At 66.5% G+C, this 15,831-nt stretch carries 14 protein-coding genes; 6 read left to right on the forward strand and 8 right to left on the reverse strand.

The window, feature by feature from the left end:
• Positions 1-53: 53 nt before the first annotated feature.
• The 3 genes from A1D30_RS26010 to A1D30_RS08990 all read right to left on the reverse strand — a co-directional run bounded on the left by A1D30_RS26010 (position 54) and on the right by A1D30_RS08990 (position 2,608).
• Positions 54-314, reverse strand: coding sequence for a hypothetical protein (locus A1D30_RS26010; protein WP_242421829.1), 261 nt, complete (start codon positions 312-314; stop codon positions 54-56).
• 323 nt (positions 315-637) lie between these two features.
• Positions 638-1,072 carry a DNA polymerase III subunit chi gene (locus A1D30_RS08985; RefSeq protein WP_063460394.1) on the reverse strand — a complete coding sequence of 145 codons (435 nt, stop codon included), beginning with the start codon at positions 1,070-1,072 and terminating at the stop codon, positions 638-640.
• Positions 1,073-1,087: 15 nt separating this feature from the next.
• Positions 1,088-2,608 (reverse strand): leucyl aminopeptidase, encoded by a 1,521-nt coding sequence (locus A1D30_RS08990; RefSeq protein ID WP_063460395.1) that lies wholly within the window; start codon positions 2,606-2,608, stop codon positions 1,088-1,090.
• Positions 2,609-2,681: 73 nt separating this feature from the next.
• Here A1D30_RS08990 and lptF point away from each other — a divergent pair, with 73 nt between their 5' ends.
• The 6 genes from lptF (at position 2,682) to A1D30_RS09020 (ending at position 7,996) form a co-directional block, all read left to right on the forward strand.
• Entirely contained in the window at positions 2,682-3,806 is a 1,125-nt protein-coding gene (gene lptF, locus A1D30_RS08995; RefSeq protein WP_063460396.1) for an LPS export ABC transporter permease LptF, read from the forward strand.
• Positions 3,803-4,921: an LPS export ABC transporter permease LptG gene (lptG, locus tag A1D30_RS09000; protein WP_063460397.1), complete on the forward strand. Its 1,119-nt coding sequence runs from the start codon at positions 3,803-3,805 to the stop codon at positions 4,919-4,921. The genes lptF and lptG overlap by 4 nt, the downstream gene beginning before the upstream one ends.
• Before the next feature lie 27 nt (positions 4,922-4,948).
• Positions 4,949-5,320 carry a CbiX/SirB N-terminal domain-containing protein gene (locus tag A1D30_RS09005; protein WP_063460398.1) on the forward strand — a complete coding sequence of 124 codons (372 nt, stop codon included), beginning with the start codon at positions 4,949-4,951 and terminating at the stop codon, positions 5,318-5,320.
• 74 nt (positions 5,321-5,394) lie between these two features.
• Positions 5,395-6,336: a CysB family HTH-type transcriptional regulator gene (locus A1D30_RS09010; protein WP_063460399.1), complete on the forward strand. Its 942-nt coding sequence runs from the start codon at positions 5,395-5,397 to the stop codon at positions 6,334-6,336.
• Positions 6,337-6,402: 66 nt separating this feature from the next.
• The gene (locus A1D30_RS09015) at positions 6,403-7,569 is read left to right on the forward strand and encodes a pyridoxal phosphate-dependent aminotransferase (RefSeq protein ID WP_063460400.1); all 1,167 of its coding nucleotides are present in this window, start codon (positions 6,403-6,405) and stop codon (positions 7,567-7,569) included.
• Between the two features lie 10 nt (positions 7,570-7,579).
• On the forward strand, positions 7,580-7,996 hold the full coding sequence (locus A1D30_RS09020) for a hypothetical protein (RefSeq protein ID WP_131798437.1): 417 nt from the start codon (positions 7,580-7,582) through the stop codon (positions 7,994-7,996).
• A 171-nt stretch (positions 7,997-8,167) separates the two neighbouring features.
• On the opposite strand, the gene A1D30_RS09025 is transcribed toward A1D30_RS09020, so the two are convergent.
• From A1D30_RS09025 to kdpB, 5 genes are all read right to left on the reverse strand, one after another.
• A complete protein-coding gene (locus A1D30_RS09025) occupies positions 8,168-9,070 on the reverse strand; it encodes a DMT family transporter (protein WP_063460402.1) in 903 nt (300 codons plus the stop codon).
• 537 nt (positions 9,071-9,607) lie between these two features.
• Entirely contained in the window at positions 9,608-10,312 is a 705-nt protein-coding gene (gene kdpE, locus A1D30_RS09030) for a two-component system response regulator KdpE (RefSeq protein ID WP_063460403.1), read from the reverse strand.
• A gap of 5 nt (positions 10,313-10,317) precedes the next feature.
• Positions 10,318-13,092 carry a DUF4118 domain-containing protein gene (locus tag A1D30_RS09035; protein ID WP_063460404.1) on the reverse strand — a complete coding sequence of 925 codons (2,775 nt, stop codon included), beginning with the start codon at positions 13,090-13,092 and terminating at the stop codon, positions 10,318-10,320.
• 50 nt (positions 13,093-13,142) lie between these two features.
• Positions 13,143-13,715: a potassium-transporting ATPase subunit KdpC gene (kdpC, locus tag A1D30_RS09040; RefSeq protein WP_063460405.1), complete on the reverse strand. Its 573-nt coding sequence runs from the start codon at positions 13,713-13,715 to the stop codon at positions 13,143-13,145.
• A gap of 10 nt (positions 13,716-13,725) precedes the next feature.
• Entirely contained in the window at positions 13,726-15,825 is a 2,100-nt protein-coding gene (kdpB, locus tag A1D30_RS09045; RefSeq protein ID WP_063460406.1) for a potassium-transporting ATPase subunit KdpB, read from the reverse strand.
• Positions 15,826-15,831 lie beyond the last annotated feature (6 nt).

The raw sequence follows: 15,831 nt of genomic DNA on the forward strand, positions 1-15,831 counted from the left end.
AGATCATTAGGGAACACGATTAAATGCGAGGGAAACCACAGGGGAATACCCTGTCATCCCTTGCTGGCTGTGGGCGCACCGCTGGCCAGCTCCTCGGCCACGGCCTCGTACACCGCGTGGCGGACCACAGACTCAATCTCTTCCCGCAACCTGGGCAGTACCGATCTTGTCTGTTCTTGCACCACCGTGGCGATCGCTTCGCGCAGACGTTGATCCAGCACAACGTCCACCCGCTGCATGACACGGTGCACCATGTATTCCTCCATGCCCTCGGGCATGGGGCGCACCAGCGCAGGGGTGGCTGCGCGCGCCATTGGCAGCCCGCCTGGCACAGTTGCCGCAGCGCCCGGCACGCGCTGTTGGGATACAGGTGCCTGAGCCCTCGCGGCACTCACACTGGCACCAACCATCCCACTCGCGGGCACAGCAGCCGGTGGGCGTGCCGACCGGGGCGCAGCGGGCAATGCGGTAGCAACGGGTTGCCGCATATCCAAAGGTGCGGTGGGGTGCGGCGGTGGCATGACCGTGGTGCGTGCACGGGGTTCCACCGCCGTCGCGGCCTGTGGCGCCCCCGGCACTTGCACCACTTCGGTGAGTGTGGGCACAAAACGGGGAGGCGCTTTGGGTGGGGTGGCCATCAGCCGCCTTTCAGCACCAGATCATGGCGCGTGATGGCGTAGCCCCGCGAGGCATAGTGGCGCCAGCGTGAGCGCGCCTCGGCACGATCGGCTTCGTCATGGGCACTCACCACCTCCACCAGCCGGTCAAACCGCCCGAAGCCTTCGGGGACTTCCGTGTTGAGATTCAGCAGCACCTCATGGTGCGCTGACGACCGCGCATCGACCGCCAGCAGCACCGGCGATGACAGCACCAGTTCCTCGTCCGCATCGCTGCGGCAATGGGCCACAAAGTCCTGGGGTGCCATGGCCCAGAGCATGCGGTCCAGGGTCTCCAGCGCCTCGGCCGGTGCCGTGATGACCAGGCGCGCCCCACTGCGCTGCACCTTGCGCGCAAAACGGCACGCGTAGGCCAGCTTGTCTGGCGCGTTGAAGTGGAAGGCGACCTCTGTCATGGCATGCCCGCTCGATCAGGCTGCCTTGGCCCGGGGAGCGCGCTTGGTCGCAGGCTTGACGGCAGCACGTGGTGCGGGCGCCGCCTTGCCCACCTTTGCGTGGGCCTGGGCCAGCAGGTAGTGCACCAGCAAACCCACAGGGCGCCCGGTGGAGCCTTTGGCCGCACCACCACGCCAGGCCGTGCCAGCAATGTCCAGGTGCGCCCAGGGCATGTCACCCACAAACTTTTGCAGGAACTTGGCGGCCGTGATGGAGCCACCCGCACGCCCGGCGACATTGCCCATGTCGGCAAAGTTGCTCTTGAGGCCGTCGGCGTAGTCGTCGTCCAGCGGCATGCGCCAGCAGGGGTCTTGTGCGGATTCGCCCGCCTCCTGCAATGCAGTGGCCAAGCCGTCGTTGTTGGCAAACAGGCCGCTGCGCACGCCACCCAGCGCAATCACGCAGGCGCCGGTCAGGGTGGCGATGTCCACCACGGCAGCAGGCTTGAAGCGGGCCGCATAGGTCAGCGCATCGCACAGCACCAGGCGGCCTTCGGCGTCGGTGTTCAAAATCTCGATGGTCTGGCCGCTCATGCTGGTGACCACGTCGCCGGGCTTCACGGCGCGGCCATCGGGCATGTTCTCGCAGGCCGGGATCAGCCCCACCACATTGATCGCGGGTTGCAGCTCGCCCAGGGCGCGGAACGTGCCCAGCACGCTGGCGGCGCCACACATGTCGAACTTCATTTCGTCCATCTCAGGCGCGGGCTTGATCGAGATGCCCCCGGTGTCAAAGGTGATGCCCTTGCCCACCAGCACCACGGGCGCCTTGTCCTTGGCGGCACCGTTGTAGCGCAGCTCGATGAACCGCAGCGGCTCTTCAGAGCCACGGGCCACGGCCATGAAGGAGCCCATGCCCAGACGGCTGACCTCGGCCGGGCCATGCACCTTGCACTGGATGCGCGGCAGCTTGGCCAGCGTCTTGGCGGCATCGGCCAGCAGGCTGGGCGTGGCATGGTTGGCCGGGCGGTTGCCCCATTCGCGCGCAAACTCTACCCCCGCCACCAGCGCCACACCCCGGTCAAAGCCTTCTCGCACCTCGGTGGGGCTGGCAACACCGATCACACAGCGGCCCAGGCTGCGGGCTTCTGCCTTGGATTTGGTGGTGGTGTAGACGTAGCTGGCCTCGGCCACCGCCTGCACGGCAGCGCCCACGGCATCTGCAGAAGCGGCGCCTGCCCAGCACAGCACCACCCGCTTGGTATGTGGAGCCTTGATCGCAGCGCCCACCGCCAGCACAGCCTGGCGCAGCGCGCGGGCAGAACCATCACCGCCACCCACCAGCACCACGCGGCGCGCGGCCACGGCGGGCACCTGGTACAGCTGCAGCTGCTTGCCCGCCTTCAGCGCCAGATCTCCGTTCTTGAGCGCCAGCGCCGCCAGGGCAGACAGGGCGTCCGCCCCCGGCTTGAAACCCTCCGGAATCAGTACCACCAGCAGGTCGCATTTCTCTGAAGCGGCCGCCGTCAAATCCAGGGTCTTGAGATCAAAGTTCATAATCGGTGTTTTCCTTTTGAGCGGGCCATGCGCTTTGATGCGCACGCAAAAATGCATAGCACGCGCTGAGCCAATGTTATTCGATTCATCCATTCGCAAAGAGCTGGCACGCAGCTTCGGCGCGACGCTTGTGGTGCTGGTGACCGTGGTCATGACCATGATGCTGATCCGCACCCTCGGCCAGGCCTCCAAAGGCAGCGTGAGCCCCTCCGATGTGATGCTCGTCATGGGCTTCACCGTGCTGGGGCAGTTGCCCATCATCCTGAGCCTGAGCCTGTTCATTGCCGTGGTTGGCACCCTCTCGCGCATGTACCGCGACAGCGAAATGGTGATCTGGTTCGCGAGCGGCCGGGGCCTGCTGAGCCTGGTCAAGCCCCTGCTGCGATTTGCCTGGCCCGTGATGGTGGTGATTGCCGTGCTGTCGCTGCTGGTCTGGCCCTGGGCCAACTCGCAGATCCAGGAGCTCAAGACCCGCTACGAGCAGCGCAGCGACATCGACCGCATTGCACCCGGCGAATTCCAGGAGTCCTCCAACGGCAGCCGGGTGTTCTTCATCGACAAGGACAGCCCCGACACCCAGGCTGCCAACAACGTGTTCATCGCGGCCAACGACGGCACACGCGAATCCGTCACCTCGGCCCGCAGCGCACGGCTGGAGACCCAGGCCGGCGAGCGCATGGTGCTGCTCAGCAATGGCCAGCGTCTGGAGACGTCGCGCGACAAGCCCGGCGTCAAGATCAGCGACTTCTCCGAATACGGCACCCGCATCGGCGCCGCCTCGCCGGGCTCCGCCGAAGAGCTGGCCGTAAAGACCCGTACCACCCTCAGCCTGCTCATGCAGCCCCTGCCTGCCTACCGGGCCGAGCTGGGCTGGCGCCTGGGCCTGGCGCTGGCCGCGCTCAACTTTGTGCTGCTGGGCCTGGCCGTGGCCAGTGCCAACCCGCGCGCCGCGCGCAGCACCAGCCTGGTGTTTGCGCTGTTCGGGTTCATCGTCTACTACAACCTCATGACCCTGGGCCAAAGCTGGGTGGGTGCGGGCCGTCTGGGTCTGGCAAGCTTCATGGTGCTGCTGCACGGCGGCATGCTGGCCGTGTCATTGCTGGTGCTGGCGATACGGCACAACCAGTGGAGCGTGCGCCGCCTGCTGCCGCCCCGCCCATCGGGTGCCACCCAGCCACAGGGAGGGCAGCCCGCATGAGAACCATCCGCCGCCTGATCCACCGCGAGGCCCTGTCCGCCGTCACCTTTGTCACGGTCGGTTTCTTGGCTTTGTTCTTCTTCTTCGACCTGGTGGACGAACTGCGCTGGGTGGGCCGCGCCGGGGCCGAGGGCTACCAGCTCTCGCACGCCCTGCTGTTCGTGGTGCTCAGCATTCCCAGCCACCTCTACGAGCTGCTGCCCATCACCGTGCTCATCGGCACCATCTTTGTGATGGCGCGCCTGGCCCAAAGCTCCGAATTCACCATCATGCGCACGAGCGGCATGGGCCCCTGGCGCGCGCTGCGCACCCTGGTCACCCTGGGCGGCATGTTTGTGCTGCTGACTTTTGCCGTGGGTGACTATCTGGCCCCGCTCACCGACCGCACGGCCCAGCTCATCAAGGTGCGCTACCTCGGCAAACTGACCACCGGCGCCACTGGCGCCTGGCTCAAGGAGCGGCAGGACAACCACTCCTTTGCCGTCAACGTGCGCGCGCTCACGCCCAACGGCGGCATGCTGGATGTGCGCATCTTCGAGTTCGACGACAAAGGGCGCCTCGCCTCGCAGACGCGGGCTGCCTCTGGCCAGTTCGGCTCGGACGGCGCCTGGGCGCTCACGAACGTGCAGCGCAGCCGCTTTGAGCACCACAGCGCCACCGACAGCAAAGGCGAAGCGCGCGTGGAGCACCTGGATACCCCCAGCCTGCAATGGCCCACGCGCATCAGCGCCGACATGGTGGCCGCCTCCCTGCTCAAACCCGACCGCATGGCCACGCTCGACCTGTTCCAGTTCATCCGGCACCTGAATGCCAATGGCCAGTCCGCGCAAAAGTATGAGATCGAGTTCTGGCGCAAGGTGTTCTACCCCCTCTCCTGCCTGGTGATGGTGGTGCTGGCCCTGCCCTTTGCCTATCTGCATTTCCGCTCTGGCGGGATTGCGGGCTATGTGTTTGGCGGGGTCATGGCGGGCATCAGCTTCTTCCTGCTGAACAACGTCTTCGGCTATGCAGGCAATCTGCAGAACTGGTCGCCCATGCTCACGGCCGCCGCGCCGGGGTTGATCTATTCCGTACTCTCCCTGGCCGCTTTCGGCTGGCTGGTGCTGCGGCGCTGACCGCCATAGCACGCCATTCCACAACCCATGCAAAAAGCCATCGTCCTGTTCTCGCACGGCTCCCGCGACCCACTGTGGCGCGCCCCCATCGAAGCCGTGGCCGCGCACATCGCGGCGCAGCGCCCAGCGCGCCCTGTGGCCTGCGCCTACCTGGAGCTGTGCACACCCAGCCTGGCAGAGGCTACCCAGCGGCTCGTCACCCAGGGCGCCACCCACGTCACCGTGGTTCCCATGTTCCTGGGCACCGGCAAACATGCGCGTGAAGACCTGCCCGTTCTGTTGCAGGAACTGCATGCGGCCCATCCCGGCGTGCAGTTCCACGTCCAGGCCGCCATCGGCGAAGACCCGCGCATGACCGCCCTGATGGCTGACATCGCCTGCGAGGCTCCGCTGGACTGAAAATTCTGTGGATGCGCCCGATAGCGCTTAGACGATTGCAGCATAATGATGCAAATCTTTAGGCGATATCAGATATGAACCTGCACCAATTCCGCTTCGTTCAAGAGGCGGCGCGCCGCAACCTCAACCTGACCGAAGCCGCCAAGGCCCTGCACACCTCGCAGCCGGGCGTGTCCAAAGCCATCATCGAGCTGGAAGAGGAGCTGGGCGTGGACATCTTTGCCCGCCACGGCAAACGCCTCAAGCGCATCACCGAGCCCGGCCAGCATGTGCTCAAAAGCATCGAGGTCATCATGCGCGAGGTGGGCAACTTGAAGCGCATCGGCGAGCAGTTCAGCGCCCAGGACAGCGGCACGCTCAGCATCGCCACCACGCACACCCAGGCCCGCTACGTGCTGCCCGTGCCCGTGGCCCGCCTGCGCGAGGCCTACCCCAAGGTCAACATCAGCCTGCACCAGGCCACGCCACACGAAGTGGCCCGCATGATCATCGACGAGGTGGCCGAGATCGGCATGGCCACCGAATCCCTGGCCGACTACCCCGAGCTGGTCACCCTGCCCTGCTACGAATGGCAACACGTGCTGGTCGTGCCCAATGACCACCCGCTGGCGCAAAAGGAACGCATCGGTCTGGACGACCTCGCCCATGAGGCGCTCATCACCTACCACCCCTCCTTCACCGGCCGGGGCAAGATCGACCACGCGTTTGCCGCCCGCAAGCTGCAGCCCCGCATCGTGCTCGAAGCCATCGACTCCGACGTGATCAAGACCTATGTGCGCCTGGGCCTGGGCATCGGCATCGTGGCCGAAATGGCCATGCGCGACGACCCGCTGGGCGACCTGGTGGTGCGCCCCGTGGGCCACCTGTTCGGCCAGAGCGTGGCGCGCGTGGCCTTCAAGCGCGGGGCTTACCTGCGCAACTTCGTTTACAAGTTTGCCGAGCTGCTCAGCGACCGCCTGAGCCGCGAGCTGATTGCCCGTGCGATGACTGGCCATGTCAACGACTACGAGCTGTGACCTGCACCTAGGCCCGAAACACACTGACCTCTTCCAGAATTGCCACGCTTTCCTCGCTGCTGCGCTATGACTCAATCCACCGCCCGCACACCCGCCTTCCCCAGCAAGCTGCCCAACGTGGGCACCACCATCTTCACCGTGATGTCGGCGCTGGCCGCAGAGCACAAGGCCGTCAACCTGGGCCAGGGCTTCCCGGACTTTGAATGCGCCCCTGAGCTGGTGAACGCCGTCACCGCCGCCATGCAGGCCGGGCACAACCAGTACCCGCCCATGCCCGGCATCCCAGCGCTGCGCGAGGCCGTGGCCCGCAAGATTGAGGCGCTGCATGGCCGCGCGTACAACCCCAACACCGAAATCACCATCACCGCTGGCGCCACGCAGGCCATCATCACCGCCATCCTGGCCATCGTGCACGCGGGTGACGAGGTGATCGTGCTCGACCCCTGCTACGACAGCTATGTGCCCAACATCGAGCTGGCCGGTGGCAAGGCCGTGCGTGTGCCGCTCACGCCCGGCACCTTCCGCCCCGACTTTGCCAAGATCAGCGCCGCCATCACGCCGCGCACCCGCGCCATCCTCGTCAACAGCCCACACAACCCCAGCGCCACCATCTGGACGGCCGAGGAAATGCGCCAGCTTGAAGACCTGCTCGCCCCCACCGACATCCTGCTCATCAGCGACGAGGTGTACGAGCACATGGTGTTCGACGGCGCCGAGCATGAAAGCGCTGCACGCTTTCCCGGCCTTGCCGCCCGCGCCTTCATCGTGTCGAGCTTCGGCAAGACCTTCCACGTCACCGGCTGGAAGGTCGGCACCGTGGCGGCCCCCGCAGCACTGACGGCCGAGTTCCGCAAGGTGCACCAGTTCAACGTGTTCACCGTGAACACCCCCGTGCAGCATGGGCTGGCCGCCTACCTGCAAGACCCCGCGCCCTACCTGCAGCTGCCCGCGTTCTACCAGGCCAAACGCGACCTGTTCCGAGAAGGGCTGTCAGGCTCGCGCTTCAAGCTGCTGCCCAGCACCGGCAGCTACTTCCAGTGCGTGGACATCTCGGCCATCAGCGACCTGAACGAGGCCGATTTCTGCCAGTGGCTCACCCGCGAAGTGGGCGTGGCGGCGATTCCGCTGTCGGCGTTTTATGGCGACGGGTTTGACCAGCGTGTGGTGCGGTTCTGCTTTGCCAAGAAGGACGAGACGCTGCGCGCCGCGCTGGAGCGGCTGCGCAAGCTCTGAGGCCGTTGCCATGGCTGCACTGACCGGACCTCTCCGGCCCATCGTCGCGCCCACGCCCACCAACCAGTTGCTACCGTTTGAGAAAGCCTTGCTCCACGCCGCTGCTTCTGCGCTGCAACCGACTGAGGCCGCGTTGCTGGCGAAGCAGGTGGACTGCATCAACCACATTCGCCGCCCGTCGGACTGGAAGCGCATTGAGTTCCAGTGCAAGCACTGGTTTCGGGTCCGGTGGCCGGCACAGCTCCTTTTCGACCGCGCGGATGCATTCCGCATCGCCACCATTGCCTGCCAGTTTGGGGTGAAAGATGCACTGGTGGATGTATGGGCAGAGGGCGGCCATGTGTCCGCACTGGAGTCCGCCGTGGGTTTCAGCGGGCTCTCTATCTCAGGGCCGCTGAACATCCTTGCGGTGCATCCCCCCGTGTGAGGGACGAAGTACCGTCCGGAGGTACGTGAATTTATAGAAAAAATGGGCTTCTGCGCGCATCCAGCATGCGGAATATGCTGCAAATAAGATAGCAAATTCGATCCGCAACCGTTCAAACTGCAGCGCAACCCTGCGTGCTTCCAGAGGGCCGCGCCCTGATAAACGCCGCCCTCACCGCGTCTGCCGCGCCAGCCACACACCCGCAGCCGCCAACGCCATCCCCACCAGCGCCCAGCCGGTCAGCGTTTCACCAAACATGGCCCAGGCAATCAGCGCCGTGGTGGGTGGGGTCAGGTAAAACAGGCTGGCCACGTTCACCGCGCCGCCCCGGCGGATGAGCAGGTTCAGCAGGCTCACCGCCCCCAGCGACAACACCAGCACCAGCCAGCCCAGCGCAAACACGAACTCACCGCTCCATGTGATCGCCATGGTTTCGGTGGCATAGGCCAGCACCGCCATGGCAATCGCGCACGGCAGATACTGGATCACCGAGCCCGTGCGCAGATCGAACGAGGGGCAGAAACGTTTCTGGTACAGCGTTCCCGCCGTGATACCCAGCAGCGCCACCAGCGCGGGCAGCAGCATGCCCGCCAAAGCACCGGCGGGCACAGTGGCCACCTTGCCCGCCACCACCAGCGCTACGCCGCTGAACCCCAACCCCAGCCCAACCCACTGCGCGGGCCGCACCTTCTCGCCCAGCAAGGCGCCCGCCACCAGGGCCGTCAACAGCGGCTGCAACCCCACCACCAATGCCGTGATGCCCGACGGCAGCCCGTGGCCAATGGCCATGAACACCCCGCCCAGGTACACGCCATGCACCAGCAGGCCCGACACCGCGATGTGCCCCCAGGCCCTGCCCGCCGGGGGCCAGGGCGCACGCACCAGCGCCACCACGGCCAGCATGAGCACGGTGACGATGGCAAAGCGCAACCCCAGGAAGGTCAGCGGCTCGATGTACGGCAGGCCCAGCTTGGCACCGATGAAGCCCGTGCTCCAGAGCGCGACAAACAGCAAGGGGACGAGTGAATCCAGCGGATTCGAGATGGGGGACGGGTGGGGCGTTGTCTGGGTCATGGGGTGTGAAGATGAAGCGTCTGCCTGCGGCGGTCACGCCAGACTTGGGAGGATGCCAAGGCAGCAGGAGTACGGCAGAGGGCCTGCCAATCATCGCACCGTCTGCCCGGCCACTGGGGCCTCGCCCGCGTGCCCTGGTCGCAGCCCCATTCACCCCCCAGGCATACAGAACTGCCCTACCAGCCCCGATGAGCTGGCACGAAGTCCGAGGCAAGCCGACCGCCTGTTGGTGCGCGCGGCGCAGACACAGACAAAAAATACAAGAAAAAATGCCGCCTTCCGCGCATCCACCATGCGTTAATCGCTACACATTTAATAGCAAAATCATGAATTTCTGCCCCCAGAAAAAAGAGCGGGTGCAAGCAGCCCCACCATCTGCCCACACCCTCCCTTTGCAAACGGGCTGGCTTCGGGTGCCGACACGCCAACGGCAAACACGCTCTACTTCGCAGCCATCGCCAGCCCCAAGGCGGGCCGGTGATACTGACCGCCCACCATCCGGCTGGCGCTGAAGCACTGCTCCACCTGCCGTCGGCCCTACACCGCCAGGCGGTATCCCACCCCTGACTCGGTGAGCAAATGGCGGGGCTGCGCGGGGTCGGCCTCCAGTTTTTGGCGCAGGTGCCCCATGTAGATGCGCAGGTAGTGGCTCTGGTCCGAGCGCATGGGGCCCCACACCTCGCGCAGCAGCTGCTTTTGGGTGATGACCCGCCCCGCGTTGGCCACCAGCACCATGAGCATGCGGTACTCGGTGGGGGTCAGGTGCACCTCCACCCCGGCCCTGCGCACCAGGCGCGCGCTGCGGTCCACCTCGACATCGCCGAAATGGAACAGGGGCTCCGCCGCCTCCTGCACCAGCCCGTTGCCGGTGGCGGCGCGGGGTCTGCGCAGGTTGGCCCGCACCCGCGCCAGCAATTCGCCCGTGCCAAACGGTTTGGTGAGGTAGTCGTCTGCACCGGCATCGAGTGCGGCGATCTTGTCGGTCTCGTCGGTGCGGGCTGACAACACGATGATGGGCACGGCAGACCAGCCCCGCACATCGCGGATCAGCTCCACCCCATCGCCGTCGGGCAGCCCAAGGTCCAACACCAGCAAGTCGGGGTGGCGGGTGCCTGCGGCCGACAGGCCCTCGCGCAGGGTGCCCGCCTCGTGCACCTGCCAGCCCTCAGCCTCCAGCGCGCCGCGCACAAAGCGCCGGATCTGTGGCTCGTCCTCGATCACCAAAACGGTACGTATCTGCATGGTTGTCATCTGGGGGCAGAAACGCCCCGCTCCATCTCACTCAAACCGGGGTCGGGCGGCGGCTCGCGCCGCGCCAGGGTCACCGTGAATTCTGCCCCGCCCCCTTCCACGCTGTCGGCAGAAATTGCGCCGCCATGGGCTTGCACAACGGCCTTGCAGATCGCCAGGCCCAGGCCCACGCCCGGGGTGGCGGATTCCGCCTGGCCCCGGGTGAATTTTTCAAACAGGGTGTGCTCTTTGCCTCGCACCGAGGCGGGCAGGCCCGGGCCATGGTCCCGCACCTTCAGCACCAGCATGGTGTCGGTGGTGGATGCTTTCACCACCACCGGCGCCGCGCCATATTTGGCCGCATTCTCCAAAAGGTTGACCAGCACGCGCTCGATGAGCACAGGGTCAAACTCCACCAGCGGCAGGTCGGCGGGCAGCTCGGTGCGCACGGGCATGTCGCCCAACGCTGGCCGGGCGGCCCGGATGGCCGAGCCAACCACCTCTTCCACCGACTGCCAGTCCCGCCGCAAGTGGACGCTCTGCCCCGACACATCACTCTCCAGCCGCGCCATGTCCAGCAGGTTGCTGACCAGCGCGTTGAGCTGGTGCGCCTGGTGCACGATGGCCTTGGCCATGGTGCCCGCCTCTTGCGGCGGCGCGGCCTGCAGCGATTCAGCGAGCGTGATCAGCGCCGTGAGAGGCGTACGCACATCGTGCGACACCGCGCCCAGCAGGGCATTGCGCAGCCGCTCCGACTCCATGTCCACCACAGCCTGCTGCGCAATGTCCACATAGTGCACACGCTCCAGGGCAATCGCGATCTGCCGCGCCAGGGTGTCCAACTGCTGCGCCTGTTCCGGGATCAGCAGCCAGCGGGGCTGGGCGGGCTCCAGCGCCAGCACGCCCCGCACGCGCATGGGGGCCTTCAGCGGCACGTAGCGCCAGGTTTGCGCAGCCAGGGTGCTGGTCGCCAGCCCGGCGCTCTGGCCCTGGCGCATGGTCCAGTCCGCCACGCTTTTGTCAAAGCCCGGCGGCAAATCGTCGGGGTACTGAAGGCGGTCTGACGCGTCCAGCGCCACCACCACGGCGCGGCCCCCAAAGTGCCCCTGCACGGCCGCCGCACCAATCTCGATGACCTGGCTGGTCTCCAGCGCCGCCGACAGCTCGCGCGTCAACTCAAACAGGGACTGGGCCCGCCGCTCCCGGCTGATCGACACCCCGGCCGCAAACCGCAACCCGGCCGTGAGCTGCCCCACCAGCAGCCCCACGCCCAGCATCACCGCAAACGTGACGATGTACTGCACATCACTCACCGCAAACGACAGGCGCGGCGAGACGAAGAAAAAATCGAATGCCAGCACGTTCAGCAACGCCGCCATGGCCGCAGGCACCCGGCCAAAACGCATGGCCACCGCGACCACCCCCACCAGGTAGAGCATCACGATGTTGGTCAGCTCCAGCAAACCATGCAGCGGCGTTGCCAGCACCGTGACGGCAATGCTGGCGCCCAGTGCCCACAAAAAACCCTGCCAGCGATAGCGCCCTGCGCCGGGCTCGCCCACATCCCCGTCATCCTCCAGGCCCACATGGCGGTCCCACAGCGCCTGGGGCAGGCGCCGCGAGCTGCCCGCATGCGCGGCCTCGACGATGTCGAGCGAAGGCGCCCGTTCGGCCAACTCGCGCGCAACGCCCTTGGCGGCCAGCAGCTTGCGCCACCCCGCCCGCACGGCGGGGCGCCCCAGCACCAGCGTGGCGCAGTTCAAATGCAGCGCCTGGGCCGCCAGCGCGGGCGCCACCCGGTCGCCCGTGAGCACGGCTGTCTCGGCACCCAGCTCCTGCGCCAGTTGCAGCACGGCCAGAATCTTGTCGCGCTGGGCGGCCTCCAGGCGCTGCAGCCGGGGTGTCTCCACATAGGCGGCATGCCACTTCACATTGAGCTGCCCCGCGAGGCGGGCGGCTGTGCGCACCGTCTGCGCCGCATCTTCATGCGGCCCGACACAGGCCAGGATGCTGCCCGAGGTGTTCCAGGCACTGGCCACACGGCTGCCGGAAGCGCCCGACTGCTCCACCCGCCAGCCCAGCACATCGTCCTCCACATGCTCTGCCGTGCGCCGCAGCGCAATCTCCCGCAGGGCGATCAGGTTGCCCTTGCGGAAGAAGCTTTGCGCCGCGCGCTCGGCCTGCTGGGGCACATAGACCTTGCCCGCGCCCAGGCGGGCGATCAGCTCATCGGGCGTGGCATCGACCAGAACCACCTCGTCAGCGTTGTCCAGAACGGTGTCGGGCACCGTTTCGTGCACGCGCACACCGGTGATGGCCCCCACCGTGCCATTCAGGCTCTCCAGGTGCTGCACGTTGAGTGCAGTCCACACGTCGATGCCAGCGGCCAGCAGCTCCTGCACATCCTGCCAGCGCTTGGCGTGGCGGGAACCCTGCACGTTGGAGTGCGCGAGTTCATCCACCAGCAGGATGGCGGGCTTGCGGGCCAGGGCTGCGTCCAGGTCAAACTCGGAAAGGGTCCGGCCCCGGTACGCCACCTGCTTCAAGGGCAGGGACTCCAGCCCGTCCAGCAGCGCCGCAGTCTCCGCACGGCCATGGGTTTCCACCACGCCGATCAGGATGTCGCGCCCCGCGCGCCGTTCGCGCTGCGCGGCGCTGAGCATGGCCCAGGTCTTGCCAACCCCGGCATTGGCACCGAAGTAGATGCGCAGCTTGCCCCGCTGGGTCTGCGCTTCCTGGGCGCGCAGTTGCGCAATCAAGGCGTCGGGGTCGGGGCGCTGGATGTCAGTCATGCATCAACGAGTATCGGTGCCAAGTAAATGTCCGCGCATGTCAGAGCGCATCAGCGCAGGCCATCGAGTGCCAGGTTCAGCGCCAGCACGTTCACCCGAGATTCACCCAGCAGCCCCCACAGCGGCTGCTCCGCGTGCTGGCCAATCACGGCATTCACGCTGGCCACCGGCAGGCTGCGGGCCCGCGCCACGCGCCCTGCCTGGTACTGCGCCGCAGCCAGGCTGATGTGCGGGTCCAGGCCACTGGCCGAGGCCGTGACCAGGTCCACCGGCACGGGGGCCGTGTTGCCGGGGTCGGCCGCACGCAGGGCCTCCACGCGCGCTTTCACGGCATCGGTCAGCGCCGGATTGAGCGGCCCCTGGTTGGAGCCACCGGACGCCGCCGCGTTGTACGGCATGGGCGCCGTGGCCGATGGGCGGCCCCAGAAATGGCGGGGGTCAGAAAAGTTCTGGCCGATCAGCGACGAACCAACGGTCTGGCCATTGCGCTGCACCAGGCTGCCCGCTGCCTGCTGGGGGAACACCGCCTGGGCGGCGCCCGTCACCACCAGCGGGTAGAGCAGACCCGTCAACACGCTCAACAAGGCAAACAGCACCAGCGCAGGGCGAAGAATGTTTTTCATCAGAATCTCCTCAGATCAGCCCGACGGCCACCAGTATCCAGTCAATCAGCTTGATGCCCACAAACGGCACCAGCAGCCCGCCCAGCCCATAGATGGCCAGGTTGCGCCGCAGCAGCGCAGCCGCACCCACCGGGCGGTAGCGCACGCCGCGCAAGGCCAGGGGAATCAGGAACACGATCACCAGCGCATTGAAGATGACGGCCGACAGGATGGCGGACGACGGGCTTGCCAGCTGCATGACGTTGAGTGCCGACAGCTGCGGGTAGGTGGACACGAAGATGGCCGGCACGATCGCGAAATACTTCGCCACATCGTTCGCGATGGAGAAGGTGGTGAGCGAGCCGCGCGTCATCAAGAGCGCCTTGCCCGTCTCCACCACCTCCAGCAGCTTGGTGGGGTTGGAGTCCAGGTCCACCATGTTGCCCGCCTCCTTGGCGGCCTGCGTGCCGCTGCCCATGGCCACGGCCACATCGGCCTGGGCCAGCGCGGGGGCGTCGTTGGTGCCGTCGCCGGTCATAGCCACCAGGCGGCCTTCGGCCTGGTATTTGCGGATCAGCTCCAGCTTGTCTTCGGGCGTGGCTTCGGCCAGAAAGTCGTCCACCCCCGCCTCAGCTGCGATGGCCGCTGCCGTGAGCTTGTTGTCGCCGGTGATCATCACGGTCTTGATGCCCATGCGGCGCAGCTCGATGAAGCGCTCCTTGATGCCCGCCTTGACGATGTCCTTGAGTTCGACGATGCCCAGCACATGGTTGCCATCGGCCACCGCCAGGGGCGTGCTGCCCCGCAGGGCCACCTGGTCGGCCGCGCTCATCACATCCTGCGGCATCTTGCCGCCCAGGGCTTCCACATGTTTGGCCAGTGCCAGCACGGCCCCCTTGCGCAGCATGGTGCCCGCAGATTCCGGCTGCCCCTCGCCCGCAGGCAGGTCCACGCCGCTCATGCGGGTTTGCGCCGTGAAGGGCACCAGCTTGACGCCCTGCGGGTTCTGGCCTTCCACACCCTCGCGGCGGGCCAGCTCCACAATGCTGCGGCCTTCAGGTGTCTCATCTGCCAGCGACGCCAGCAGCGCGGCGCGTGCAAGCCGCGATCTGGACACACCCGGCGCTGGCAGAAACGCGCTGGCCTGGCGGTTGCCGTGGGTGATGGTGCCGGTCTTGTCCAGCAGCAGCACATCCACATCGCCAGCGGCCTCCACAGCCCGGCCCGAGGTGGCGATCACGTTGGCCTGCATCATGCGGCTCATGCCAGCCACACCCACGGCAGACAGCAGGCCGCCAATGGTGGTGGGGATCAGGCACACCAGCAGCGCCACCAGCGCAGTCAGCGAGACCACTGTGCCCGCGCCCGAGGCCTGCACGCTGAAGATTGAAAACGGCAGCAGGGTCACGGTGACGACCAGGAACACGATGGTCAGCGCCACCAGCAAGATGGTCAGCGCGATCTCATTGGGCGTTTTCTGGCGCTTGGCGGCTTCCACCATGCCAATCATCCGGTCGAGGAAGGACTCGCCCGGGTTCACCGCCACACGCACCACCAGCCAGTCGGACAACACACGGGTGCCGCCGGTCACGGCAGAAAAATCGCCACCGGACTCGCGCACCACGGGGGCCGATTCACCGGTAATGGCACTCTCGTCCACCGAGGCCACGCCCTCGATCACCTCGCCGTCCAGCGGGATCACATCGCCCGCCTCCACCAGCACCACGTCGCCCCGGCGCAGGTTGGTGGCCAGCTCGGGCAAAAATGCAGCGCCGTGCACCGGCTCCTTGAGCTTCTTGGCCCAGGTCTCCTTGCGCAGCCCGCGCAGCGAGGCGGCCTGCGCCTTGCTGCGGCCTTCTGCCAGCGCTTCGGCAAAATTGGCAAACAGCACGGTAAACCACAGCCAGACCGTGATGGCCAGCACAAACGCTGGGCGCATGCTGGCATCCTCAGGCGCATTGAGTGCATGCAGCCACAGCAGCGTGGTGAAGATGCTGCCGATGTACACGATGAACATCACCGGGTTGCGCCACTGCACAAAGGGGCTCAGCTTGGCCAGTGCGCCCCAGAGCGCGGTCTTGATCAGCGCTGCATCCAGCAGCGAAACGGGAGAAGATTTTTTCTTGATCATTGCCAT

Origin of the sequence: Acidovorax sp. GW101-3H11, from assembly GCF_001633105.1 — a bacterium.
Taxonomy (GTDB): Bacteria; Pseudomonadota; Gammaproteobacteria; order Burkholderiales; family Burkholderiaceae_C; genus Acidovorax.